Here is a 21,479-nt window from a genome sequence, read left to right on the forward strand (position 1 = left end):
AGAAAACTCTGTAGGCTTTTGTTGATTTTAATTTTAAAATAATTATGGTAAATATAACACCAACCTTCTTTATTTATCCAAACAACCTATTCCATGTATTAATCCCAACAATGCCATCAACTGCAAGCCCGCTGTCTCTCTGAAAACTCTTAATAGCCTCCAGGGTACCCCCTCCAAAGAATCCATCAGCACCACATCTTCCAACACTGTAACCTCTGCTTATAAGTTTCTCCTGCACAGCCTTTACATTACTATCCTCCAAATCAGGATTCATCTTTATAAGATGTCCTGGATAAACTAACCTGCTGCTGTTTCCTAAAGCTTCATTTCTTATCCTGTCCAGCGGAAAATTTTCTCCAGGACAATCTGTAGAATAAAGCTCCCTATGTCCATATATTTTACTTATTCCATATTTGCTTAACATGGAGCGGGTTAATTCTAATAATGCACTGTACTGTGTTTGACCCATAACCTCAACATTGAAATCTCCCTCAGCACATATTCCTATAGATTTAGAATTATATCCTGGACAGTGGGCACCTACAGCCTTCTCATTTCTTCCCGTATATATATTACCGTTCTTCCTCACAAGATAATGATAACCACAGCCGCACCAGCCGTTTTCAAGATGCCACCTGTGGATATCCTCTATACTGCACACTTTTGCATCTGCATGGTGGAGCACGACTGCCTGTGGGTTGTTTCCCCAGGTTAAAGTGCTCCTGAAGCTTAAATTAGAATTTACTATATTCAAAATACCGCCTCCTAAATTTAAAGGTCCTGCACATCTGCAGGACCTTTATGATCTATTTCATTTCAAATTCTTTTGAGTCTGTTGTTACAACTTTAGCATCCTTCTTGCCAACCAATGCACCGTTCTTAGTAACAAATATTTTCTTTGCAATTATAAGATCCATGAGAGATGCGACCTGTTCCTGGGTAACTGAAGGCTGTCCATTTGCATCTTCTTTTACGTTGTCCACACTCAGGGAAAAATATTTGCCTTCCTCCTCGGTAGTAAACCTCATATTAAGTCTGTTTGCCATTTAAACTCCTCCTTTCCTAATTTTTGCCCACTCACTAGGCGTTAGTAATTACGCTGTTGTCCACTTTTTGAATCTCATTTACAGGGTAGGCAAGTATATCTCCTACAGCCTTTACTACATCATATACATCCTGGTCTGCTGCATCCATGGCGATTTTACCTAGTGTAACTTTCTTAAGTATGTCTTTACCCTGTTCATTGATCCCTGTCTTTTCTACAATAGAAAGCGTACTTGAAAGCTTTGTTGAGTTTGCTGCCATAACAATTCGCCCCTTTCTTTAACTTTTACTTATATATATGCCTTTCTTAAAATTAGTGCAGAAAAAAAGAAATAGGCTTTTACCTATTTCTTTTCCTGGTTTTTTATAACGGCTGATATATCCTCTCTTAAGTCTTCAATAGATTTGACTAAAAGGTCAATCTTATTTTCAAACCTTATAAGCAAATATATACTAACTGCTATTGGGAACCCTACGGTGCTGATTAAACTAACCAGCTGGTCATACATAAATATCACCCTCCCCCTGCCATTATAAATATATATGCTATTTCAGATATTTTTTCAGTTTATTTAGGGCAGATTTTTTTATTTCTATAGCATGTCTATATTTTATGTTAAGTATTTCAGCGGTTTCCTTAAGTGTCCTGCCTTCCATGTACACGGATTTAATTATTTTTATCTCTATAGCTTGAAGTTTGCAAAGTGCAAGTTTTATCTTTTCTGCCTGATCAAATGCAATAATTTCATCTTCAAGTGTAAAGTTATAGGGCTGAATTGACAGAACCCCTTCATCCTGTACTTCTCTAAAGTGCTTTATCTGGCCTTTCAAAAGGGCATTGAAGTTATTTACTATGGAATTTGTACAGTAAGTTGTAAAAGAGCCTTTTCCTATTTTGTAAAGTTTTACTGCTTTTATTACAGATAGGTACCCATGCTGCACTAGATCATCAAAGTCATAGGAAGGAATGTTGTATTTACATGCTTTTTTTATTATAAAGCAGCTGAATTTTGCAATGATAGAATCCATGGAGTTTTTATCGCCGGATTTGGCTTTTCTAACAAGCTCTTCTATGGTAACCACCGCCTTTTTATTTGATTATACAGGTAAAATGGCAGTGGGTGACCATTTTTTAACATAATGGAAAATATTTATTTTTAAATTTTCTATTTTTTTGCTATGTTAACTAATATTTTTGTATATCTTCATTATTATTTATGGAGTTAGCCTCCTTATTTATGGAGTTCATTTCACTATTTATGGAGTTCATTTCACTATTTATGGAGTTCTCATTTAAATAACTGCTGTGATTAAACATATTAGATAATAAATATATTGTGTTTCTTCACTGCCCTTCCGTTTTTAATAATTTTTTATTATTAATGAGCTTAATATTTTATTTACCTCAATAGAATTTTTATTTATTAATATCTGAAGTCTAATATTAGTTATTTGACCTTCTTTAAGTGCTGAAACAAGAGCTACTACTTCATCTTTAGATAAACTTTTTAAATTTTCTCCTAATGCATTTTTCAAAACTAAAATACTTTGCTCTGGTAATAAAGAACTAGTCCTAAGTATCATTATAGTTCTATCCGGTGTCTTTCTCGGTCTTGGATTTAGTTTCTCATCAGGATATTCAAGTGATACAGCTCCAACCAGTTCTTGTAGCATCAAATATTTTATTAAGAATATCTATTGATATTTCTTTAGATTTATACTTTTGTATACTCCTTCTATTATAAATTGCTTGTATGCTTATTTATTCACCTCATTAAATTGGAATTTATACGTTAGCTATGAGCCATCAAAAGACGAAATCGGATTTGCGTTGTGCTTGCACATAATCAAATTTTATTCTTATTTGCTGCAAGATTTACTCTGAAAATCATACCCCAATATGAAGCACCAGCGAAATCACTACGCGATTATCTGCCAAGGCAATCTATCTTTTCAATATAACAAATCTAATATTTTATAATAAAGAAAAAAGTTAAGTTTTCTCCTTTAAAGTATTAACTCTACAAGTTTTCCAACTATTCAACCATTGTAGCTATAGTAATATCATTTGTAGCAACAATATATTTTGTTTTAAAAATATAATATTTTTTTATAAGCAAATTGCTGTTGGCTTGAAGCCAGTCTTCTTCCATGTCTATTTGATTCAAATGTTTAAACATATCTTTATGCAATATATCCAGCTGCTCTAAAAAATCCTTTGCTTGGGAAATGTTATAAAGTTTTGTTCTTAGAATGAAGTAACACTCATTTGCTTCCAAACGATTTCCATAATTGGAATTTGCTTCCTTATCTTTTAGTCTTTCATTATACTCTCTTTCAGCAATGCCTTTTCTATCACATAAATGCTCCCTTTCAGTTTCCAACTTAATAAATTCGTCAGAATCAATCACACCTTTATCTATCTTTTCATTCAAATTAACAAGTTTATTTTCAATTTTTTTCAACTTGTCATTTGCGTCTCTATATGCAGAGTCAAGGCTTTCGGACCATCTTGATGCATAATAATATTTTGAAATATGCGTAATATACTTGCCAACATAAACAGCTATGTCATCTGCAAATTGTTTTCTTTCTTTTTGTCCTTCTAATACTTTTTCCGCTTTTCTTTCTTTCTCTCTTTCCTCTTTATCTGCTAGAATTTTATGATCTGTATCTGCTTTATTTTCTGCCTGCATATCACGACTCTCTTTCACAGATACAAATACAGATATCAGCGTTCCCAAACCTCCAAGAATACCACCAACATAGCTTCCCAAAAAACCAGCCCATTCATTATTAGACAAATTAGAAAAATCTGTACTCTCAAAGATCACATATTTAAATATAAATGGAAGTATACCACCAACCACCGTGTATACAATTATTATTCTAAGTACTGTAGTTACAATATTCTTTTTATCCTTCATTGTGTATATATCAATCCCTTCAAATTACCATTTATAATACTCAACATAAAATTGGGATTTGTTAATCTTATTTCTTTATGTCTTCGTATTCGTGTATAACGCCGTGAATATCAAAATCATCAATACTATCAAATAATTTAGGTGTTCCATATACACCAAATTCTGGGAAAAGGCGAATTACCCCCTCATCTTCATAAAACACATCAACTGAACTTTGATAAAAAGCTACTTTGATAAGTAAACTCTTAATTTGAAATGTTATTAGATACCTTATAGCATTGGGATTAAGCGGAATTTGTTTATCCCTTATAACCAATCCTCCAGGAGTTTGTCTCCATTCTATTTTAGAGTCACTTTTACAAAAAGCAAAATCTATAAATACTCCTTCTGGAATTCTGCCAGAATAGAGAGTCCTATAATGCTCATCAGGAACAAGTTGTCTATAATTAGTGGCAGAATTTAAAAGAATAACATTCTTAAAAGCCCATTTTGCAACAGTATCATAATGCTCTTTAAAAAATTTTAATTCACTTTCAATCTCTTCTATATTCATAAGATTAATAATATGTTTTTGACAGTCACCTTCTAATTGACTCATCCAACCATTATTGCATTTCTCACATACTAATCCATTTACTAATTTTGAAAAAGGGTGCTTTCTGTTAGATATAGGAAATCCCGCAATACTTGCGTGTACCATGGTAACATCACTGTCGTATATATCAAGTTCTTTCAATAACCATTGAGCAAAAATATGTTCTTTGCTCAAATTCGTTCCATTACAGAAAACACATTTTCTTTTTTTTGACATAAAATCCTCCAATCTATCTAATCATAGCTTTGATCTGAAAAACAGTATAGTATTACAAATTACTATTTATATTACTCAAACTTAAATTGGAATTTGCTAATCTATTTCTGCTTTATCCACCTAATATTATCTAACTTTTCCAACAAATTTTGCCATTCCTCCTCATCATTCCAAATAATTACTTCGTTATCGAATTTTCCAAGATCAACTTTCCATATACGTTTTTTATTTCCAAACTTGTCTAAATTGTAAAATCGCCATTCGATACCATTAGTGTAAATAACCTGTTTGTAAAAATCAATATGTCCGTTTAACTGTTCTATATAGTTTTCTAAATCCAAATTTAAACCTATATACTTTATCTCAACTGCCCCAAGAATAGCTGCATTTTCACTTTTTTCTCTTGTCCTTACCACAAAGTCCGGAAATCCTGCATCTCCTTTAAACGGCCTAGAAAAATCAGTTGTACGTCTTACAGAAACATCTCTTAAAGAAATATTTCCACCTTGCTTACTCCCTCTAATAATACAGGCAATTACTGAGTATAAATCGCATTCTACTCGGTTTTGAGCTTGTACTAATTCAATTTCATCTTTATATAATATAAAATTATTTGCTAATGACACATGCTTTTCCATATTTTATCCTCTCTCCAAATTGCTATTTGTATGGACATTCTTATATACTAAATCAGCCTTTAACACCATAATAGCACCATTAAATACAAAAATGCACCAAAAAGTATAAATTATCCATCACCCCATCCAAGCAGCTGTCTCTCAAGCTCCTTAAAATCATACTTTCCACACTCTCCCCCATGATCACGTATATTCTTATACCTCTTAACATCAGAAGCAGTATTCAATCCTTTCCTTCTCCAACTCTGCAGTATTCTACCCACATAGTTTATATTCCTAGCATTGTACTTTAAAGCCTCCTCAACTGCCAGAATAATCACATCACAGTCCATAACACCGCTCCACATACGCAGTTTTTCTCTCTCAGCTTCTCCTGCAGGATGTATGTTCTCCTCAAAAAATGCCAGCACAGTAGCATAGGTGTCAAAAGGTACAGGTTCATCTGTACTCTTATTACTCCTTACTTCTTGCTTATTATTTATTATTTTTTGCTTATTACTTATTACTTCCTTACTTATAGGCTCCTTACAAGCCCCTTCCAAGGGGCTTGTAAGGGGCTCTTTTAAATCCTTAGCAGCTTCATTTTTAAAATCAGCAGGATCCTTTATTTCTATTCCATCAAAAATACTTTCAATATCCAGTTCTTCATTAATACACTGTTTATAAAATATTGAAACAAATCTCTTATTTTTAACATTTTTAAGTTCTCTATTTACGCACTTTACAGCATTTAAATTATTGGGTTTATTGTATTTAATCCAGTTTAAAATCATTATTTCTTTTGTTTCATCCAGGTAAAATATCTTCTTATACTCCTGAAATCTAAGGAGTAGTTTGTCCACTGTTTCTCTATTATAACCTGTTTGGGTTTCTATAATCCGCTTAGGAAGCTCATAAATACCGCACTGGGTAGTGTTTGAGTTAGTCATCAAGTATATGTAAAAAAACTTTTCTTCAGGAGTTAAATCTAAAACAAATCCATCATTCCAGAAATCAGTATGGAGCTGCCTGTACTTAGCCATATAATACCCTCCCTAAATTAATATAATCTTTCTATCTGCTAAATTTATATTTGCCTGTATTATTTTCAAGCCAGTTAATCAACTCCTCTTTAAGTATCCTTGTCCTTCTGGATTTAAGCATAATTACGGTAAAGTTTTCCCTGTAAATAATTTCGTTAGCAGTACTTCTTTCTATCTTAAGTACCTGTGCCATTTCTTTTACAGTTATAAGCGGTGGAAGTTCATTGAGTCTTTCTTTAATCATATAGATCCCCCCATATTATAAGATAAAAGTAACTATCACAAAAAAATGTCCTCTATAGTAGTATTAAAAAATCTAGCAAGTTTTCCGGCCTCTCCAATAGTGAAATTCCTGCTTCCTATTTCTTTACGGCTGTATGCAGATATACTCATGTGAAGCATATATGCAAGTTCCTTTTCAGTTACATTATTTCTAATTCTAAGAGACTTAAGTTTATAATTTACCCCCATACTCATCACCTAAAAATTATTAAACACCCTTTTAATGTGACTATGTTCCATGACATAATATAACATAATTTCTATATTTATAATTTCATTGTAAGATACTTCTGTATTATTTTCAATATTCTGACTAAAAACATTTCATCTGTCACATATAAACTATAAAGAAACATACCTATCAAAATTTTTCACCTAAATGTCCTAAAAACCATTCATCAACTTTATTTCTTATGATAAGTGCTTTTCTTCCACAGAAAACCACAGGAAAACCCTTGCAGTGTATTAACTCATACGCTTTATTATGGCCCACACAATATTCCTCCATAAATTGAGATACTGTCATTACTTTTTTCTTATCATGTCTCATCCTGTCGGCTGTTTTATACTCTTCCATTTCAATCCCTCCAGCCTTAATAAATATTATTTAAAGAACAGTTCCTTCACATCTTCCCCTAAAAGTTCTGCAATCTTTTTCATCAGATCTCTCCTGGGTTCAACTTCGCCTTTTTCTATTTTTCCTAAATACTGAGGTGTTATACCAAGTTGTTTTGAAAGTATTATCTGCTTTATGCCCTTTTCAACCCTTTTAGCCTTTAATTTGTACAACATATAATCATCCGCTCCCCCTTTTAATGATAATATCTTTTTACTAATTTGTTGATTTTATAATTTAATTGTATCACTGCTTTGATGATTGTCAATAATTTTATGAATAACCTATTTATAAATTTAATGATTTTATGATATACTATGCTCATAGGAGGATTATAAAAATGGATTTTAAAGATAGACTTAAACAGCTCCGTGAGTCTAAAAGTTTAACTCAGAAAGAACTAGCAGATGAATTAAATAAACTCAATACGGACTTAAGTAGTAATTCTAAAATATATACACAAACTATATCTTACTGGGAGAACGGCAGGGATCCATCAATTGGAATGCTTATAAAAATAGCACAGTATTTTGATGTTCCTACAGATTACCTTCTTGGTAAAACTGATTCTGTAAGTATAGATGAAATCAACTTTGAATATTTTTCTAAATATCTTTCAAAGCAAAACATTGAAAAGCTTATAAAAAATTACCCTGACAATATGAAAAAGGCAGTGTATTTTTTGCTATCAAATTATACTTCTGATATTTTCACAAATTTTAATAATGAAAAAAAGCAGTATGAAATAAACCTGGATTTTCTGTATCTCATAACTAAAGCTGTAGATATACTGAAAAGTTTTTATGATGAAATGGAAAATAAAGTTTTATGCTATAACACAGGAAGCTCCCTTCAGGACGTTAAATACATAGATTCTATATCCATGGATACACTTAAAGATATAAACAAACTTAAAGCTCTTACAAAAATAGGTCTTGATTCAATAGTGGATAAACTTGAAAATCTCGTTTTGTTCTGCAATGCCCCATCTACTCTAAAACTTAAAGATGAAATTTTAGAGTATACAAGTACAAATGACCTTAATAAAAACTATTTTTCAAAACACTTAAAGAAAGCTTTTACAGATTTAGTTAATGATGTACTAAATACATCAAAATACACAGGTGACAATCACAAATAATTCTCTATTACATGTGAAGGAAGGTGTTAATATGCCCTCTAAAAAAGCAAATGGTGAAGGCTCCGTACAAAAATATTATAAAGATGGAGTTCTAAAGGGATGGAGAACTACAATTACTATAGGACGGGATGATACTGGAAAGCTTGTACGAAAACAATTTTATGGAAAGACGAAATTAGAAGCCATAAAAAAGAAAGATGAGTATATGAATAAATCCGCTGCAGGACTTCTTCCCTGTGATGAGAAGATAACCCTGCAAGAATGGATTAAAATATGGCTTTATGAATACAGAATTAATGATTTAAGGCCTTCTTCATTAGCAGAATATAACAGCCTATATAAGAACTACATACTTAATTCTCAAATAGGTATGAGAAAGCTAAAAGATTTAAAATCAACCAACATACAGGCTTACTATAATACCCTAGTAAAAGATAAGCATAAAACTCCAAATACTATAAAATCAATAAATAAAATGCTCAAGCCTGCCATAAATCAGGCAGTTAAAGAAAACTATATTATAATTAATCCCTGTAACAATGTAATACTACCTAAGATAACTGATAAAAAAGAAATTCAGATATTTACTTTGGAAGAAGAAGAAAAATTTTTGAAATCTATACAAGATCATAGAAATAAAGCATTATTTATATTAGTACTTGGAACAGGTTTGAGGATAGGCGAGGTAGTAGCTCTTAAGTGGTATGACATAGATTTTGAAAATAATGATCTTAAAGTTCAGAGAACTTTTAAAAGAATATCTAAAATTAATATAGAAAATCCAGCAGAAAATAAAACTCCAATAATAGTAGTTGATAGAATTAATCATTTATTTGCCCTATAGTTTTAGGGCGCTTTTTTTATTTGTGTTTATATATTTTTTTCTGGGTTGTGTTACGGTTGTGTTATTTCATATAAAAAATGCTTTCACGAAATCGTGAAAGCATTGATATCTGGCAGGGGTAGTAGGTCTCGAACCTACAACCTACGGTTTTGGAGACCGGCACTCTACCAATTGAGCTATACCCCTAAGACGTTACTAATTATATAATATAAACTAATAAAATGCAAGCTTTTTATTTTTTATAAATATTTTCTAGATTATTTATATTGTGTTTAAAAGTTTCTTCATAGTTAAAATCCCCATTATAAATTTCTATTTTAGAAGTTTTTATATTATAAATTTTTATCAACTCTTCATTACTTTTAACTACAGCATCATTATTATAAAGAAGAACTACCTTATTGTCTTTTAATTTTTGTTCTAAATCTTTTTGCCCTGCTGAATCCAAAGGCATTATGCTATTATCTTCCCTTGGACTTACATCTAAAAGCTTCAAATTATTATACTTTGCAAAATAACTGAGTTCATCTTCTATAACAATAAAAGTATAATTACTCAATTCTCCATCTACTGACTTTAAGTCTTTTTTATAACTATCTAATTTATTCAAAGTTTCAGAAAAATTTTTCTCATAAAAATCTCTACTCTTAGCGTCTCTATCCTCAAGTGCATTTTTAATATTCATAAGTGCTATCCTGTAATTATCAATATTGTTAACATAATAGGGATTATCTTTTAAAATTGCATTATTATACTTTACTACTCTGCTATAAGATAAAAGATTTATTCCTCTTGAAACATTTATAACTCCAACCTTACTTTTATTTAATTTGTCCACAAAAGTATCTACCCAAGGCTCATAATCTGCTCCTACATAAAAAAATAGATCTTTTTTAGATACATTATTTACACTATCTTCAGTAAATTTAAAATCTATTTCACTTTTTCTATCATTAAACATATATTCTACTACATGTCTGTTTCCTACTATAGACTTTACCATATTATATAAAAATTTATCTGTAGTAACTATATTTAATTGTACATTATTTCTTACCTGCAACTTGCTATTACTTTTATATTCTTCTTTACTATTGCATCCAACAACAATAAAAATTATTAAAAAAGACATAATTAAGCTCAATACTCTTTTCAAGTCTTTCACCTTCCTATCCAGAATGCAAATAAATTAACTCATAACAAATACATTTTACATAATGTATTTTAACATTGCAAATCACAATGCCCATTTTACAAATAATTTTTATTTTTTACATTGCTTATCCATAAGTATTTATTGACACATTCCATTGTGATAAAATTAGGTGTACAAAGTATATTCTATTTAAGGGGGTTTATCCATGAAGGTTAGTATGGACAAAACAATAAGGGCCATGTCAATTGCACTGGATTTAGCTCAAATGAGTTCTAAATATGATAGCTTTACTGGAAATGATCCAGTCATTGAAAATATAACTAATATAAACTATTCAGATCATCGATTTATCCATCATTCCCATAGGACTACCTATATAGCGCTTGAAATTGCAAATTATCTAAAATTAAGTGATAAATTTAAAAAACAACTTTATGTATCAGCTCTACTGCATGATATAGGAGCTGCTGCCTTTTTATCTCAAAGTCATTCTTCTAATCTATTTATAAGAGAACATTGTGAGCTTGGCAGCAAAATAACTAAAGCTTTTCCCTACTTTCATGATATATCAAAGATAATATTATATCATCATGAAAATTTTGATGGAAGTGGTGCACTGGGATTAAAAGGAGATATGATCCCTCTCGAAAGTCAAATAATAAGGATTTCGGATTTAACAGAACTTATATATAACGAAAATATATCTAACTATCAGCAAAAAAATAATATTATCTCATGGATTAGAAAAAACTCTAAAAAAGTTTTTTCTGAAACAATTGCAAATGCATTTTTAGGAAGTGCATCTTCTGATATATTCTGGCTTAATCTTCAAAACATAGATTTTATTGACTTTATACTAGATGAAACCCATCCCAAGTTAAATATGTTTATGGATCTCCATGAGTTTGAAGCGATATCTAAAATATTTGCAAACATAATAGATAACAAAAGTAAATTCACTGCAACTCATTCCCAAGGTATAGCAAATCTGGCCTATTTAGTTTCAAAATTCATTGGATATCCAGAAGAAAAGTGTCATGAAATGAAAATTGCAGGTCTCCTGCATGATATAGGTAAGCTATCCATTCCTCTCTATATACTTGACAAAAATGGTTCTCTGTCAAGTGAGGAATTCGGTATAATAAAATCTCATGCCTATTATACTAGAATAATATTAAATAAAATAGGCGATATTCCTAATATAAGCAAATGGGCATCAAATCATCATGAAAAATTAAATGGCAGTGGATATCCTCAAGGCTTAAAAGCAGATGAATTATCTGAAGAATGTAGGATTATGGCAGTGTGTGATATATACCAAGCCCTTACAGAAAACAGGCCTTATAGAAATGGTATGAGTTCAGAAAAAGCCTTTAACATAATGGACGAAATGGTATCTGGAGGGTTTATATGTGACCATGCACTAAACCATCTAAAGGAAGCAATAAATAATCTTTCTAATTTAAGTTCTTATGAAGATCATATAGCTATTTCTTCCAATCCTGAAATTAAATAATATATTTCTTCACTTTTTAATACATTTTAGATACAATATTCTATGAGGTGAATTGCTGTGGAATTTATTTTAAATAGTGTTGAAGATACCATTAATCTAGGCAAAAAAATAGGCAGCTTATTAAATGCTGGTGACATAATTTGTCTAAATGGTGACTTGGGTACAGGAAAGACCCATTTTACAAAAGGAATAGCAAAGGGACTTAACATAGATGATCCTATAACAAGTCCTACATTTACTATAGTAAATGAGTACTATGGAAGACTAAAATTATACCATTTTGATGTATACAGGGTTAATGATATAGATGAAATTGCTGAAATTGGATTTGATGAGTATATTTTCAGTGATGCTGTAAGCATTATAGAATGGGCAAATTATATTGAGGAATTAATACCTAAAGAATGCATATGGGTAAGTATTTATAAACTGCCAGAAAAAGGTCCAAATTATAGAAAAATAATAATAAAATATCATGGTAATAGATATGATTACATAAAGGAGCTAAAATAAGAACATGAAAATATTAAGTTTAGATTCTTCCACCGAATCAGCAACTTGTGCTGTAATAGACGATAATAAATTATTTGGTGAAATTACTTTTAATTATAAAAAGCAGCATTCCACAGTATTAATGCCTATGATAGACACTCTTTTAAAAAACTTAGATATGGATATTCATTCTATAGACGGCTTTGTTGTTTCAAAAGGTCCTGGTTCTTTTACAGGACTTAGAATTGGAGCTGCTGTAATAAAAGGATTAAGCCAAGGTACAGGCAAACCTTTTGTAGGAGTATCTTCCTTAGATGCATTAGCCTATAATTTATGTTATACCTCTGGTATTATTTGTCCTATATTAGATGCCCTTAGAGGAAATGTATACACCGCCCTTTATAATTTTACAGGTAATAAATTAAATATGATAGGCGACCATATGCTCCTTTCCATAGAAGATCTAGTTAAAACATTGAACAACTATAATGAGCCCGTGTGTTTCATAGGAGATGCTGTTCCGAAATTTAAGGATGATTTAATTTCAAATATAAAACAAATTCGTTTCTCACCTGCAAATTTAAATTTGGCAAGAGCCTCTTCTTTAGGTGAATTAGGATTAAAACTTCTAAAATCCGGTATACAAGACGATTTATATAGTTTTGCACCTTTTTATCTAAGAAAATCCCAAGCTGAAAGGGAATATGAAAAAAAGCTGAGGTCCCAGATCCATGAGTGATATAGAAATTTGCCCTTTAAAACTAGAACATATTGATAGGATTCTTGTAATAGATTCTTTATGTTTTCCTACACCCTGGAGTAGAAAGTCTCTAGAGAAAGAAATTGAAAACAGTGCTCTTACAAAATATGTTGCAGCTAAAAAATCAGGAATAGTTATAGGCTATGCAGGCATGTGGGTTATACTGGACGAAGGTCATATAACAAATATAGCAGTTCATCCAGAATACAGGGGTATAGGTGTTGGTAGTTTACTTTTAGAGGCCCTTATAGAAATATGCAAAATTGAATTTATAAAAAGTATGACCTTAGAGGTTAGAGAATCCAATGTACGTGCTCAAAACTTATATAAAAAGTACGGATTCTTACAAAACGGTATACGTAAAGAATATTATAGAGACAATAAAGAAGATGCTCTAATAATGTGGAAATATAATATTTAAAGCATTTTCACATATATGAAATTTTGACTTAATATAAAAATATTGCGAAGCAAAGCTTTTGAAAATAACAAAGTTCAAATAATAAAGAACAGATAAAGATGATTTCCATCGTACCTCAGGAAATCTATAATCTTAATATTTTCTGACGTTAGGAAGAAAATTATCCTTATCTGATATTTGAACTTTGTTCTTTGTTCTTTTAAAAAATTGTTTCGTAATTTTTTTAAGCTACGAAGGTTTAATACTTAAATTATGTATTATTTTAGTATAATCCTATTATACTTTTTCTTTCCTCTTCTTATAAGCATTTTTCCCTCTTTAAAATTATCCTTTGTAATTAAAAGTTTTGGATCAGTTATTTTTTCATCATTTACAGTGAGTCCATTTTGTTGTATTAACCTTCTTGCCTCACTTTTTGAAGTCAGTATTTGTAAGTTAACAAGTAATTCCACTACGGAACATCCAAGTGAATTTTCACCTACTTCTACAGTAGGTACATTTTCCATATTCTGTCCACCAGAAAATAAAGCTTCTGCTGCTTCCTTAGCTTTTTCAGCTTCTTTTACACCATGTACAATCTTCGTTACCTCATATGCAAGTACTTTTTTAGCTTCATTTATCTTCTCACCTGGAAGTGAGCCAAGTCTTTTCACTTCATCCATTGGAAGAAAAGTTAAAAGAGCTAGACATTTTTCCACATCAGCATCTCCTATGTTTCTCCAGTACTGATAAAATTCATAAGGTGATGTTTTTTCAGGATCCAGCCATATAGCTCCTCCTTCTGTCTTACCCATCTTTTTACCATCACTTTTAGTTAAAAGGGTAAAAGTCATCCCAAAAGCAGGTTTCTGCTCTTTTTTCCTGATTAATTCTACTCCTGCTATTATATTTGACCACTGGTCATCTCCCCCTAATTCGAGAACACAGCCATATCTTCTATTTAACTCTAGAAAATCATATCCCTGCATTAGCATGTAGTTAAATTCAAGGAAAGACAATCCCCTCTCTAATCTCTGTTTAAAGCACTCTGCTGTAAGCATTTTATTCACGGAAAAATGAACTCCTATATCTCTCAAGAATTCGATATAATTCAAATTTAAAAGCCAATCTGCATTGTTAGCAAGAATAGCTTTATCATCTTTGAAATCCACAAGCCTTGAAAACTGCTTTTTAAAGCACTCTGCATTATGTTCTATTTGTTCCTTAGACAACATCTTTCTCATATCAGTTTTTCCAGTAGGATCACCAACCATTGTAGTACCACCACCAAGCAAAGCTATCGGTCTATGTCCTGCTTCTTGCATATAATGCATAACCATCATTTGTAAAAAGTGTCCCACATGGAGACTATCTGCTGTTGGGTCAAATCCTATATAAAATGTCACTTTTTCTTTTCCTAATAACTCCCTTATTTCTTCTTCATGTGTACTTTGTTTTATGTATCCACGTTCCAATAATATGTCATAAACGTTAGGCAACCTAAATCCCTACCTTTCAAATAGTAAGTACAATAGTACTCTTATATATTGTATAGTATATATTTAAAACCTATTTTTATCAACATTTAAATGATTTACCTATGTAATTTTAATTTAATTAAATAAATAGCGTAATTAGCATAAACTAATGCTAATTTAAACTATTTTAAAAAATTTTAAGACTGAAGATATATTCTCCAGTCTTAACTATATAAAAACCAGCATTATTTTCTCACAAACAAATTACTTCATTAATCAGGCTACATACTTCATAATACACTCAGGTATCTCCTCTTTTTCTCCATTTACACTTATATAGAAATTAACCTTGTATTCCTCCGACAGCTTTTCAATGGCATAAAATAAATGCGCCATATCCTGAAGATTTTCTTTTACAATATTAAACAATCCATCAATAAAAATTGTATCAATATCATAATCTTCTGAAAGTATGCCGCACAAAAAACCATAAAACTCTTCTATTTTTTTTAATTTAAAATCACTTGTTACTATAAATCTTACTCCTCTGTTCAATTGCCACAGTGGTCCCCTATCATCATCTATATAGACAACATGCCCCCTCCCTATCATTGTCTTTTCATTAGCCAAATTAATCAGTTCTTTAGTTTTCCCAGATCCTCTTTTGCTGCAAAATACATGAATCATTTTTATCACCCCTTAATTTAATATTCAGGTGTCATCCTTATAGATAAATTATATAATATTCAGAATATTTTTTCAATAACTTAAGTGTATTATTTTGGAAAATATTATTTTTATTTTTCCTACCACTATTAATAGCATATTAACTACCCAACTTCTTAATACTAGGATATATAATCTTAAAATAATCATTTTTTATAGAATTTATAAATTTAACTCTTCCTACATTCTTAAACAGCTTTTGAATTCTACTAAAACTTGCTGCAGTTCCTGTAAATCTCTTTTTAGAATCCAGTGTAATTATTTTTTCATATATCCACATATTCCTTCTTGCATAATTATAGTAATTTGCATTTTCCCTATTTGATAACATTCCAGGGCTAGTTATTACTACACTATTATAGCTTACTGTAACCTCTATTTCCCTAGAAAAGTCAGAATAGTCCCTATACATTACGGCATTTCTTATTCCTTCACTTATCCCCTCTGTGGGATATGATTTCACTGGTATAATATTCTCAATAGCCTCTTGTGCCTTATCCATAATTGACAATAGATTTCCCTGAATTATACTCACCTTTCTAAAATCTTTATTTATCCTATTAACTATTTTTATCATATTATGGGGAATATATACATTATTTGTATTAGAAAAAATTAGAAGTCCCCCTAACGTTACCATATACTTACCTGAATCCTTATCTATATATATTATTGAAGCATCTTCCATTAGCCCCAATCTATTTTCATCATTTACTTTTATTCCTTGAGACAAAAAATACTTATCTACTATACAATTATCTATACAGTTTAATTTGCTATGTGGTATAGGACACAATTCCGTGTTTACATTTAAATTTTGCTGAAGAGCCGATATTATTTCCTGTTTACGCATCGTATCATTTGTTGAACCTCTTCTCGTGTAAAAGGCTCCATTTTCTCTCATTTGATATGGTTTTTGAGGTCCATCATATATATTTATAATAACTATATCTTTACCCTTATACTTTAAGGTTTCTAGAGAAATTGGTATGGGAGGTTCTATTCTAGAACTTATTATCTGCTGTATTTTTTCTTCACTAAAATTCTTGTCTACTCCTATTATTTTCTTAGTTTTATCTTCAATTCCAATTATAATATATCCTCTTCCCCCTCTAGAATTTGCTATAGCACATACATCCTTAGCTAATTCTTTTCTTCCACCATCAGTATCAATATTTAGCAATTGTTTAAAATCTAATTTCGGTCCTTCCATTTTCTTTAATAAATTAAAAAATTTTTTTATATCCATGAAAACAACCCCATTACTTTTTTAAGTTTAATATATAAAACTTAATTTAATTATACCCCATTACTATTGTTATTTGACAGATTTTTAATTCATTCAACTTTAATTAAAATTAACATGTGTATTAATTGACACTTTCTCCTACGCTAGTTATATCAACGAATTGGTACAAGCTATAATTATTTAAAATATTGTTTTTTTATTAAAATATGGTATAATTAGCTTAGAGTTTTACTCTAATTATAATATTTATATTAGGTCAAATTTTTTCAAGGTGCTATATTCTCCTTTTAATCCTAGGAGGTAGGTTATCAAGAATAAAATTAGTCCTAGGTTAAGGAGGTTTTTTTATGGCAGATAAAACAATTGTATGTAAAGATTGCGGAAAAGAATTTGTATTTACAGAGGGTGAACAGGAATTCTACAAGGAAAAAGGATTTGAAAATGATCCTGTAAGATGTCCTGAATGTAGAAGAAAAAGAAAAGCTGAAAAAAATAGAATGAGAACTAGATAAATAATTAGGAGAGGTAAAAACCTCTCCTTTATTATTTACCTAAATTAGCTCTCTTTAAAACTTTTGCTAATGGAAGTGCTATAGCTATCCCTACAATACTCTGGGCTATATTTCCCGGGATTTCTGCTGCAGATAAAATGATGGCTTTTGAAAAAGCTATATTTGTAACAAAGTGCATTATAAGTACTCCTGCTGCATAATATGCAGATACCATCCAAATACAAGCTACAATAAATGCAATTATATTATTCCAAAACTTTTCACCATTATATTCTCCCCTGTAAGCAATAGTTGCTGCAATCCAAGCCATAATTCCTTTTATAAGAAAAGTAAACGGAGCCCAAATAACATAGGATGAAAGAACATCAAATAAACTCATTCCTATAGCTGCAGATAAAAATGCCTTTTTTCTTCCAATTAATATAGCCGCTAAAAGTACCATACTGTCTCCCATATGTACAACACCTTTAACCAATACTCCTGTTGGTATATTAATTATAGCTGTAGCAATATAAGTTATTGCAGCCATAAGTGATACCTGAATAATGTCTCTAACTTTTAAACCACTTACACTTAATCTTTTTTGTTCCATTGTAGTGATAACCCCCTTAAATTTGAATTAATAACATTATATTTTCTTTTATGAAAAACTCAAAATGTAGCGGTACGCTTTTGTATTAATTCATATAAAATAGGAAATACTATTTTATACATTTGATATTTTTATTTAATTATATAAGGGAGATTTTAAAATGATTTTTTTTAAATGGCTCTGCAGCCTTTTTTTGATATTCCTATTTATAGGTGCAATATTTAAAATAGGATTAACTTTCATAAACATGCTACTTTTAATATGTGCTTTTGTTTTTATAATAGACACAGCATTTATGGGCAAAAAACGATTCTAATATGCTTCATAAAATTAACATTTTATATTTGATTTTAACTTATTCCTCCCTAATGCCAAATAAATATAGAAAAGATAATTAGATTATATTTATGTAAAATATGATAAAATATTGTTAAATTTTTTTATATACTTACCCTTTTACTAGTGATATAATTTATTTGTCCATAAGGGGGGTATAAATTTCATGTATAAATTTGTAGAAAATAAAATATGGAAAACTACGCAGCACACATTTAAGATATTATTGAATTTACTAAGTAAATACTACTTTATTCTTATAGGTTTATATTTCTTACAAAAGACTTTACATCTAGTTCAATATCCATCTATCAGTTTAACTAGTAAGATATATTTGGGTATGCTTGCTTTAATGTGTTTTACAGTCTATTCAGATATTAGAAATGATATTAAATTAATCCCTTTCTTAATATTATGTATTCCATTTTTTGCGTTCATATTTTACATAGAACAGCACGGATATGCATTTTGGGGGAAAATGCTGCATTGGCAAATAAGTAGAAAAATAGTAGTAGATCTTAATCCTATATTTAGTAAAATACCTTTTAATGATGGAAGTTTTGCAAGGATTTATAAAACAGAAACTTTAACCTGGTTTTTTAGAATGGTATATAATAACGGTTTTGTACTACCCGTTTTACTTGCAGTGTATAGATCTACCTTAGCCAAGGATTTTAAAAAAATGCTGCGTTATATTTTATCTGCACATGTAGTACAAATATTTTTAATAACTCCATTTTATCTTATTTTTCATTTACAGGAAGTATGGTTCGTACTTGGACAACCTGATGGTCTTGATAGACATTTAAGTCCAAGTGCTGCTGCAGGCGTTGCTCTTAATTGTTTTCCATCTATGCATACATCTATATGCTTTGCCATGTTTTTATTAGTTCTTAGAGAAAGGAACAAAATATGGAAATGTGTATTTGGTTTTTTCTGTTTAAGTGTAATATTTGCAACTCTATACCTAGAAGTTCATTGGGTAATAGATGTTTTTGCTGGAATGTTATTAGCTTACCTAACTGTAAAATTAGTAGACTTTATTTTGGCTAAAGGTAAAGTACTTGTCCAGAAGCCATTAGACATGTTTTATTACAAGAAGAAAAAGGCTATATATGTAAGTAATTACTATTTGGAAACTATGAAAAATTAGTTTGAAAACTAAAACGCTTATATTATATTAAGTTTAAACTTTAATTACTCAACTTTCGCAGGACAAAAAGACTAATTTCTCCTTGATATAACAAGGCAAAGCAGCAATAAAACTATCTATTATTGAGTCAATAACGTTCTTTGAAAGAAGAAGTTTTTCAGTTAATACACTTTTTAGAATATCTATAATAATATTCATTACTTCACAAAATTGGATATCTTGAAGTTCATCACAGCATTGATAAAAAAAACCACCAATAGTTCTAACGTCATTATTCTTACGGCTCTCTAAAGTAAGCATAATGTATCTGGTAAAAACTATAGAAGTATGTGAAACCATGGAATCATAAGAACGCCCTTGAAACTCTTTAGCGAGTTTTAGAAAAGACTTGTTCATTTTAAAGAAAACCTCTATATCCCAGCGTTTTCCATAAATTCTTATTATCTCATTGTCATCTAAGGATATATTTGTAGAAATTAAAGCAAGCCATTTTCTACTTCTGTTTCTATCTCTTACAAATACAATTTTTGCTTTTACCTCATTACTATTTTTGTCAGAGCCAATACCTACAATAACAGAAGAAAGAATTTTTGCCTTACCACGCTTTTTTCTTAAATTAGCATAGAGATTTTTAAGGTTCAATAACTTACCGTTGTAATTGTAGTAAACCCTTGGCATTGCTTTGACCATAGCAATAGTATTAAGTTTGAGTTCTAAAATCTGTATAAGAGTTTTTGGGTACGTAAACCAACTGTCAAAAAGAACATATGATGCAGGAATAGCATATTTTGAAACTTGTTTAAGTAAACTAATCATAACCTCAGGTGACTTTAAAACAGCCTCCTTACGAAGTTTAGAACCATTGGTTCTTTTATCAATATTGTGGTTTTCAGGACAAAGTCTGTTTTTCTCCTTTTCGGAAGAAAGCAGAGTGAAAGCAAGAGGTAAAAAAGTATTGCCATCTGACCAACCAAGGGTGAGAAGGCGAAAGCCTTTGACATATTTATGTTCAACATGGTCATGAACTCTTGCAAGAAGTTCAACAGATTTGCTCCTGCACCTACTGTATAAAGAGTCATCAACTACAAGTACATTAACTCTATCTTTTGAAGTAAGTGGTACAATAATATTTTTTATGATTGATGAAGAAAGTAAAAACAAAAACTTTCTCCAATTAAAGTTTGGTGAATTAAGAAATCTATATACAGTATCCTTTGAAAATTGATTATTTTTTCCAGACTCCAAGTTTCTAAATAAGTTTTTTCCAGTAAAAACAAGCATAAAAATATATTGAAATATTTTAATACATGAAAATCCTTTTTCTTTAGAAAAATTGCATTGCCTAAGTATATGTCCAATTTTGTTGTCTTTAAAAAATCTATTTATAGTAAAATTAAATTGTTTATCAGTAGTATCATTTGATATAATAGTATTCATAAGAAACATTCCTTTCTTTGGTGTGGTGTTTTTAGCAATTCTATTATACCAAAAGGAATGTTTTTTTGCTTTATGTGTTTATTCTGAAGGCTTTCGCCTTAATTTTTATGTGCGAAAGTTGAGTTAATTAGAATCACCGAATAGGCTTTCTAACTTAAAAATCAACTTATACGCAGGCATATTTTTACAATAATGAAGCTCATTTAAATATTTTGTATATAAGTCTTAGAAAAAAATTCATAAAAACTTAGAACTTTTGAATTGTCTGAGGTACGAGTTTTCAAAAGTTCTTAGCTTTTTTAGAATTTTTTACTTAGACTTATCAAAATATTTAACGAGCTGAAGGT

Annotated in this window: 28 protein-coding genes and 1 tRNA gene; 8 read left to right on the plus strand and 21 right to left on the minus strand. The window is 30.3% G+C overall.

Features of this window, described 5'->3' with window-relative positions:
- Positions 1-73 precede the first annotated feature (73 nt).
- From B5S50_RS08530 to B5S50_RS08595, 14 genes are all read right to left on the minus strand, one after another.
- Complete coding sequence (locus tag B5S50_RS08530; RefSeq protein WP_217303594.1) at positions 74-754, minus strand: N-acetylmuramoyl-L-alanine amidase; 681 nt, start codon at positions 752-754, stop codon at positions 74-76.
- 52 nt (positions 755-806) lie between these two features.
- A complete protein-coding gene (locus B5S50_RS08535) occupies positions 807-1,046 on the minus strand; it encodes a DUF2922 domain-containing protein (protein WP_065079093.1) in 240 nt (79 codons plus the stop codon).
- A gap of 34 nt (positions 1,047-1,080) precedes the next feature.
- Positions 1,081-1,305 carry a DUF1659 domain-containing protein gene (locus B5S50_RS08540; protein ID WP_217303509.1) on the minus strand — a complete coding sequence of 75 codons (225 nt, stop codon included), beginning with the start codon at positions 1,303-1,305 and terminating at the stop codon, positions 1,081-1,083.
- Positions 1,306-1,388: 83 nt separating this feature from the next.
- Positions 1,389-1,553, minus strand: a complete 165-nt coding sequence (locus B5S50_RS08545) for a YvrJ family protein (RefSeq protein ID WP_023162382.1) — start codon at positions 1,551-1,553, stop codon at positions 1,389-1,391.
- A 37-nt stretch (positions 1,554-1,590) separates the two neighbouring features.
- A complete protein-coding gene (locus tag B5S50_RS08550) occupies positions 1,591-2,127 on the minus strand; it encodes an RNA polymerase sigma factor (RefSeq protein ID WP_217303595.1) in 537 nt (178 codons plus the stop codon).
- 279 nt (positions 2,128-2,406) lie between these two features.
- Positions 2,407-2,718 carry a hypothetical protein gene (locus B5S50_RS08555; protein WP_217303596.1) on the minus strand — a complete coding sequence of 104 codons (312 nt, stop codon included), beginning with the start codon at positions 2,716-2,718 and terminating at the stop codon, positions 2,407-2,409.
- Between the two features lie 362 nt (positions 2,719-3,080).
- On the minus strand, positions 3,081-3,971 hold the full coding sequence (locus B5S50_RS08560) for a hypothetical protein (protein WP_217303597.1): 891 nt from the start codon (positions 3,969-3,971) through the stop codon (positions 3,081-3,083).
- Between the two features lie 67 nt (positions 3,972-4,038).
- Positions 4,039-4,782: a hypothetical protein gene (locus B5S50_RS08565; protein WP_217303598.1), complete on the minus strand. Its 744-nt coding sequence runs from the start codon at positions 4,780-4,782 to the stop codon at positions 4,039-4,041.
- Between the two features lie 101 nt (positions 4,783-4,883).
- Positions 4,884-5,420: a hypothetical protein gene (locus B5S50_RS08570; protein ID WP_217303599.1), complete on the minus strand. Its 537-nt coding sequence runs from the start codon at positions 5,418-5,420 to the stop codon at positions 4,884-4,886.
- A 110-nt stretch (positions 5,421-5,530) separates the two neighbouring features.
- Positions 5,531-6,442 carry a DnaD domain-containing protein gene (locus B5S50_RS08575; protein ID WP_217303600.1) on the minus strand — a complete coding sequence of 304 codons (912 nt, stop codon included), beginning with the start codon at positions 6,440-6,442 and terminating at the stop codon, positions 5,531-5,533.
- 31 nt (positions 6,443-6,473) lie between these two features.
- Positions 6,474-6,686, minus strand: coding sequence for a helix-turn-helix domain-containing protein (locus B5S50_RS08580; RefSeq protein ID WP_217303601.1), 213 nt, complete (start codon positions 6,684-6,686; stop codon positions 6,474-6,476).
- Between the two features lie 35 nt (positions 6,687-6,721).
- Complete coding sequence (locus B5S50_RS08585; protein WP_023162392.1) at positions 6,722-6,913, minus strand: helix-turn-helix transcriptional regulator; 192 nt, start codon at positions 6,911-6,913, stop codon at positions 6,722-6,724.
- Positions 6,914-7,085: 172 nt separating this feature from the next.
- Positions 7,086-7,301 (minus strand): DNA-binding protein, encoded by a 216-nt coding sequence (locus B5S50_RS08590; protein ID WP_217303602.1) that lies wholly within the window; start codon positions 7,299-7,301, stop codon positions 7,086-7,088.
- A 26-nt stretch (positions 7,302-7,327) separates the two neighbouring features.
- A complete protein-coding gene (locus B5S50_RS08595; RefSeq protein WP_023162394.1) occupies positions 7,328-7,516 on the minus strand; it encodes a helix-turn-helix transcriptional regulator in 189 nt (62 codons plus the stop codon).
- A 164-nt stretch (positions 7,517-7,680) separates the two neighbouring features.
- Between B5S50_RS08595 and B5S50_RS08600 the strand changes: the two genes are divergently transcribed.
- Positions 7,681-8,481, plus strand: a complete 801-nt coding sequence (locus B5S50_RS08600; protein WP_217303603.1) for a helix-turn-helix domain-containing protein — start codon at positions 7,681-7,683, stop codon at positions 8,479-8,481.
- A 31-nt stretch (positions 8,482-8,512) separates the two neighbouring features.
- Positions 8,513-9,325: a tyrosine-type recombinase/integrase gene (locus B5S50_RS08605; protein ID WP_217303604.1), complete on the plus strand. Its 813-nt coding sequence runs from the start codon at positions 8,513-8,515 to the stop codon at positions 9,323-9,325.
- Between the two features lie 110 nt (positions 9,326-9,435).
- Here B5S50_RS08605 and B5S50_RS08610 read toward each other — a convergent pair.
- Positions 9,436-9,511: transfer RNA gene (locus B5S50_RS08610), tRNA-Trp, on the minus strand.
- 46 nt (positions 9,512-9,557) lie between these two features.
- A complete protein-coding gene (locus tag B5S50_RS08615) occupies positions 9,558-10,490 on the minus strand; it encodes a metal ABC transporter solute-binding protein, Zn/Mn family (RefSeq protein ID WP_242872130.1) in 933 nt (310 codons plus the stop codon).
- A 196-nt stretch (positions 10,491-10,686) separates the two neighbouring features.
- On the opposite strand from B5S50_RS08615, the gene B5S50_RS08620 reads away from it, so the two are divergent.
- The 4 genes from B5S50_RS08620 to rimI are packed head-to-tail and all read left to right on the plus strand — an operon-like array spanning position 10,687 to position 13,670.
- Entirely contained in the window at positions 10,687-11,997 is a 1,311-nt protein-coding gene (locus tag B5S50_RS08620; protein ID WP_217303605.1) for an HD-GYP domain-containing protein, read from the plus strand.
- Positions 11,998-12,054: 57 nt separating this feature from the next.
- Positions 12,055-12,510 (plus strand): tRNA (adenosine(37)-N6)-threonylcarbamoyltransferase complex ATPase subunit type 1 TsaE, encoded by a 456-nt coding sequence (gene tsaE, locus B5S50_RS08625; RefSeq protein ID WP_013240421.1) that lies wholly within the window; start codon positions 12,055-12,057, stop codon positions 12,508-12,510.
- Positions 12,511-12,514: 4 nt separating this feature from the next.
- Positions 12,515-13,228, plus strand: a complete 714-nt coding sequence (gene tsaB, locus B5S50_RS08630; protein WP_217303606.1) for a tRNA (adenosine(37)-N6)-threonylcarbamoyltransferase complex dimerization subunit type 1 TsaB — start codon at positions 12,515-12,517, stop codon at positions 13,226-13,228.
- The gene (gene rimI, locus B5S50_RS08635; protein ID WP_217303607.1) at positions 13,221-13,670 is read left to right on the plus strand and encodes a ribosomal protein S18-alanine N-acetyltransferase; all 450 of its coding nucleotides are present in this window, start codon (positions 13,221-13,223) and stop codon (positions 13,668-13,670) included. The genes tsaB and rimI overlap by 8 nt, the downstream gene beginning before the upstream one ends.
- A 257-nt stretch (positions 13,671-13,927) precedes the next feature.
- Here rimI and tyrS read toward each other — a convergent pair whose 3' ends face one another.
- From tyrS to B5S50_RS08650, 3 genes are all read right to left on the minus strand, one after another.
- Positions 13,928-15,148, minus strand: coding sequence for a tyrosine--tRNA ligase (gene tyrS / locus B5S50_RS08640; RefSeq protein WP_065078344.1), 1,221 nt, complete (start codon positions 15,146-15,148; stop codon positions 13,928-13,930).
- Between the two features lie 255 nt (positions 15,149-15,403).
- Entirely contained in the window at positions 15,404-15,814 is a 411-nt protein-coding gene (locus tag B5S50_RS08645) for a hypothetical protein (RefSeq protein WP_065078345.1), read from the minus strand.
- Between the two features lie 139 nt (positions 15,815-15,953).
- Complete coding sequence (locus tag B5S50_RS08650) at positions 15,954-17,102, minus strand: helix-turn-helix domain-containing protein (protein ID WP_065078346.1); 1,149 nt, start codon at positions 17,100-17,102, stop codon at positions 15,954-15,956.
- A gap of 347 nt (positions 17,103-17,449) precedes the next feature.
- On the opposite strand from B5S50_RS08650, the gene B5S50_RS08655 reads away from it, so the two are divergent.
- Positions 17,450-17,614, plus strand: coding sequence for a zinc-ribbon domain-containing protein (locus B5S50_RS08655; RefSeq protein WP_065078347.1), 165 nt, complete (start codon positions 17,450-17,452; stop codon positions 17,612-17,614).
- Positions 17,615-17,645: 31 nt separating this feature from the next.
- Here B5S50_RS08655 and B5S50_RS08660 read toward each other — a convergent pair whose 3' ends face one another.
- Entirely contained in the window at positions 17,646-18,206 is a 561-nt protein-coding gene (locus B5S50_RS08660; RefSeq protein ID WP_023162403.1) for an ECF transporter S component, read from the minus strand.
- A gap of 502 nt (positions 18,207-18,708) precedes the next feature.
- On the opposite strand from B5S50_RS08660, the gene B5S50_RS08665 reads away from it, so the two are divergent.
- On the plus strand, positions 18,709-19,695 hold the full coding sequence (locus B5S50_RS08665; protein ID WP_065078348.1) for a phosphatase PAP2 family protein: 987 nt from the start codon (positions 18,709-18,711) through the stop codon (positions 19,693-19,695).
- A 48-nt stretch (positions 19,696-19,743) separates the two neighbouring features.
- Here the strand turns inward: B5S50_RS08665 and B5S50_RS08670 are convergent, their stop codons facing one another.
- Positions 19,744-21,132 (minus strand): transposase, encoded by a 1,389-nt coding sequence (locus B5S50_RS08670; protein ID WP_217302540.1) that lies wholly within the window; start codon positions 21,130-21,132, stop codon positions 19,744-19,746.
- Between the last annotated feature and the right edge of the window lie 347 nt (positions 21,133-21,479).

The organism is Clostridium sp. 001 (assembly GCF_019056555.1).
GTDB lineage: Bacteria > Bacillota > Clostridia > Clostridiales > Clostridiaceae > Clostridium_B > Clostridium_B ragsdalei.

Coding starts and splice junctions, on each gene's coding strand:
- B5S50_RS08605 (WP_217303604.1), top strand. CDS start 8,513: ATGCCCTCTAAAAAAGCAAATGGTGAAGGCTCCGTACAAAAATATTAT.
- B5S50_RS08620 (WP_217303605.1), top strand. CDS start 10,687: ATGAAGGTTAGTATGGACAAAACAATAAGGGCCATGTCAATTGCACTG.
- B5S50_RS08585 (WP_023162392.1), bottom strand. CDS start 6,913: ATGGGGGTAAATTATAAACTTAAGTCTCTTAGAATTAGAAATAATGTA.
- B5S50_RS08535 (WP_065079093.1), bottom strand. CDS start 1,046: ATGGCAAACAGACTTAATATGAGGTTTACTACCGAGGAGGAAGGCAAA.
- B5S50_RS08655 (WP_065078347.1), top strand. CDS start 17,450: ATGGCAGATAAAACAATTGTATGTAAAGATTGCGGAAAAGAATTTGTA.
- rimI (WP_217303607.1), top strand. CDS start 13,221: ATGAGTGATATAGAAATTTGCCCTTTAAAACTAGAACATATTGATAGG.
- B5S50_RS08545 (WP_023162382.1), bottom strand. CDS start 1,553: ATGTATGACCAGCTGGTTAGTTTAATCAGCACCGTAGGGTTCCCAATA.
- B5S50_RS08600 (WP_217303603.1), top strand. CDS start 7,681: ATGGATTTTAAAGATAGACTTAAACAGCTCCGTGAGTCTAAAAGTTTA.
- B5S50_RS08595 (WP_023162394.1), bottom strand. CDS start 7,516: ATGTTGTACAAATTAAAGGCTAAAAGGGTTGAAAAGGGCATAAAGCAG.
- B5S50_RS08555 (WP_217303596.1), bottom strand. CDS start 2,718: ATGCTACAAGAACTGGTTGGAGCTGTATCACTTGAATATCCTGATGAG.
- B5S50_RS08570 (WP_217303599.1), bottom strand. CDS start 5,420: ATGGAAAAGCATGTGTCATTAGCAAATAATTTTATATTATATAAAGAT.
- B5S50_RS08645 (WP_065078345.1), bottom strand. CDS start 15,814: ATGATTCATGTATTTTGCAGCAAAAGAGGATCTGGGAAAACTAAAGAA.
- B5S50_RS08665 (WP_065078348.1), top strand. CDS start 18,709: ATGTATAAATTTGTAGAAAATAAAATATGGAAAACTACGCAGCACACA.
- B5S50_RS08540 (WP_217303509.1), bottom strand. CDS start 1,305: ATGGCAGCAAACTCAACAAAGCTTTCAAGTACGCTTTCTATTGTAGAA.
- B5S50_RS08580 (WP_217303601.1), bottom strand. CDS start 6,686: ATGATTAAAGAAAGACTCAATGAACTTCCACCGCTTATAACTGTAAAA.
- B5S50_RS08560 (WP_217303597.1), bottom strand. CDS start 3,971: ATGAAGGATAAAAAGAATATTGTAACTACAGTACTTAGAATAATAATT.
- B5S50_RS08565 (WP_217303598.1), bottom strand. CDS start 4,782: ATGTCAAAAAAAAGAAAATGTGTTTTCTGTAATGGAACGAATTTGAGC.
- B5S50_RS08670 (WP_217302540.1), bottom strand. CDS start 21,132: ATGAATACTATTATATCAAATGATACTACTGATAAACAATTTAATTTT.
- tsaB (WP_217303606.1), top strand. CDS start 12,515: ATGAAAATATTAAGTTTAGATTCTTCCACCGAATCAGCAACTTGTGCT.
- B5S50_RS08590 (WP_217303602.1), bottom strand. CDS start 7,301: ATGGAAGAGTATAAAACAGCCGACAGGATGAGACATGATAAGAAAAAA.
- B5S50_RS08650 (WP_065078346.1), bottom strand. CDS start 17,102: ATGGATATAAAAAAATTTTTTAATTTATTAAAGAAAATGGAAGGACCG.
- B5S50_RS08660 (WP_023162403.1), bottom strand. CDS start 18,206: ATGGAACAAAAAAGATTAAGTGTAAGTGGTTTAAAAGTTAGAGACATT.
- B5S50_RS08575 (WP_217303600.1), bottom strand. CDS start 6,442: ATGGCTAAGTACAGGCAGCTCCATACTGATTTCTGGAATGATGGATTT.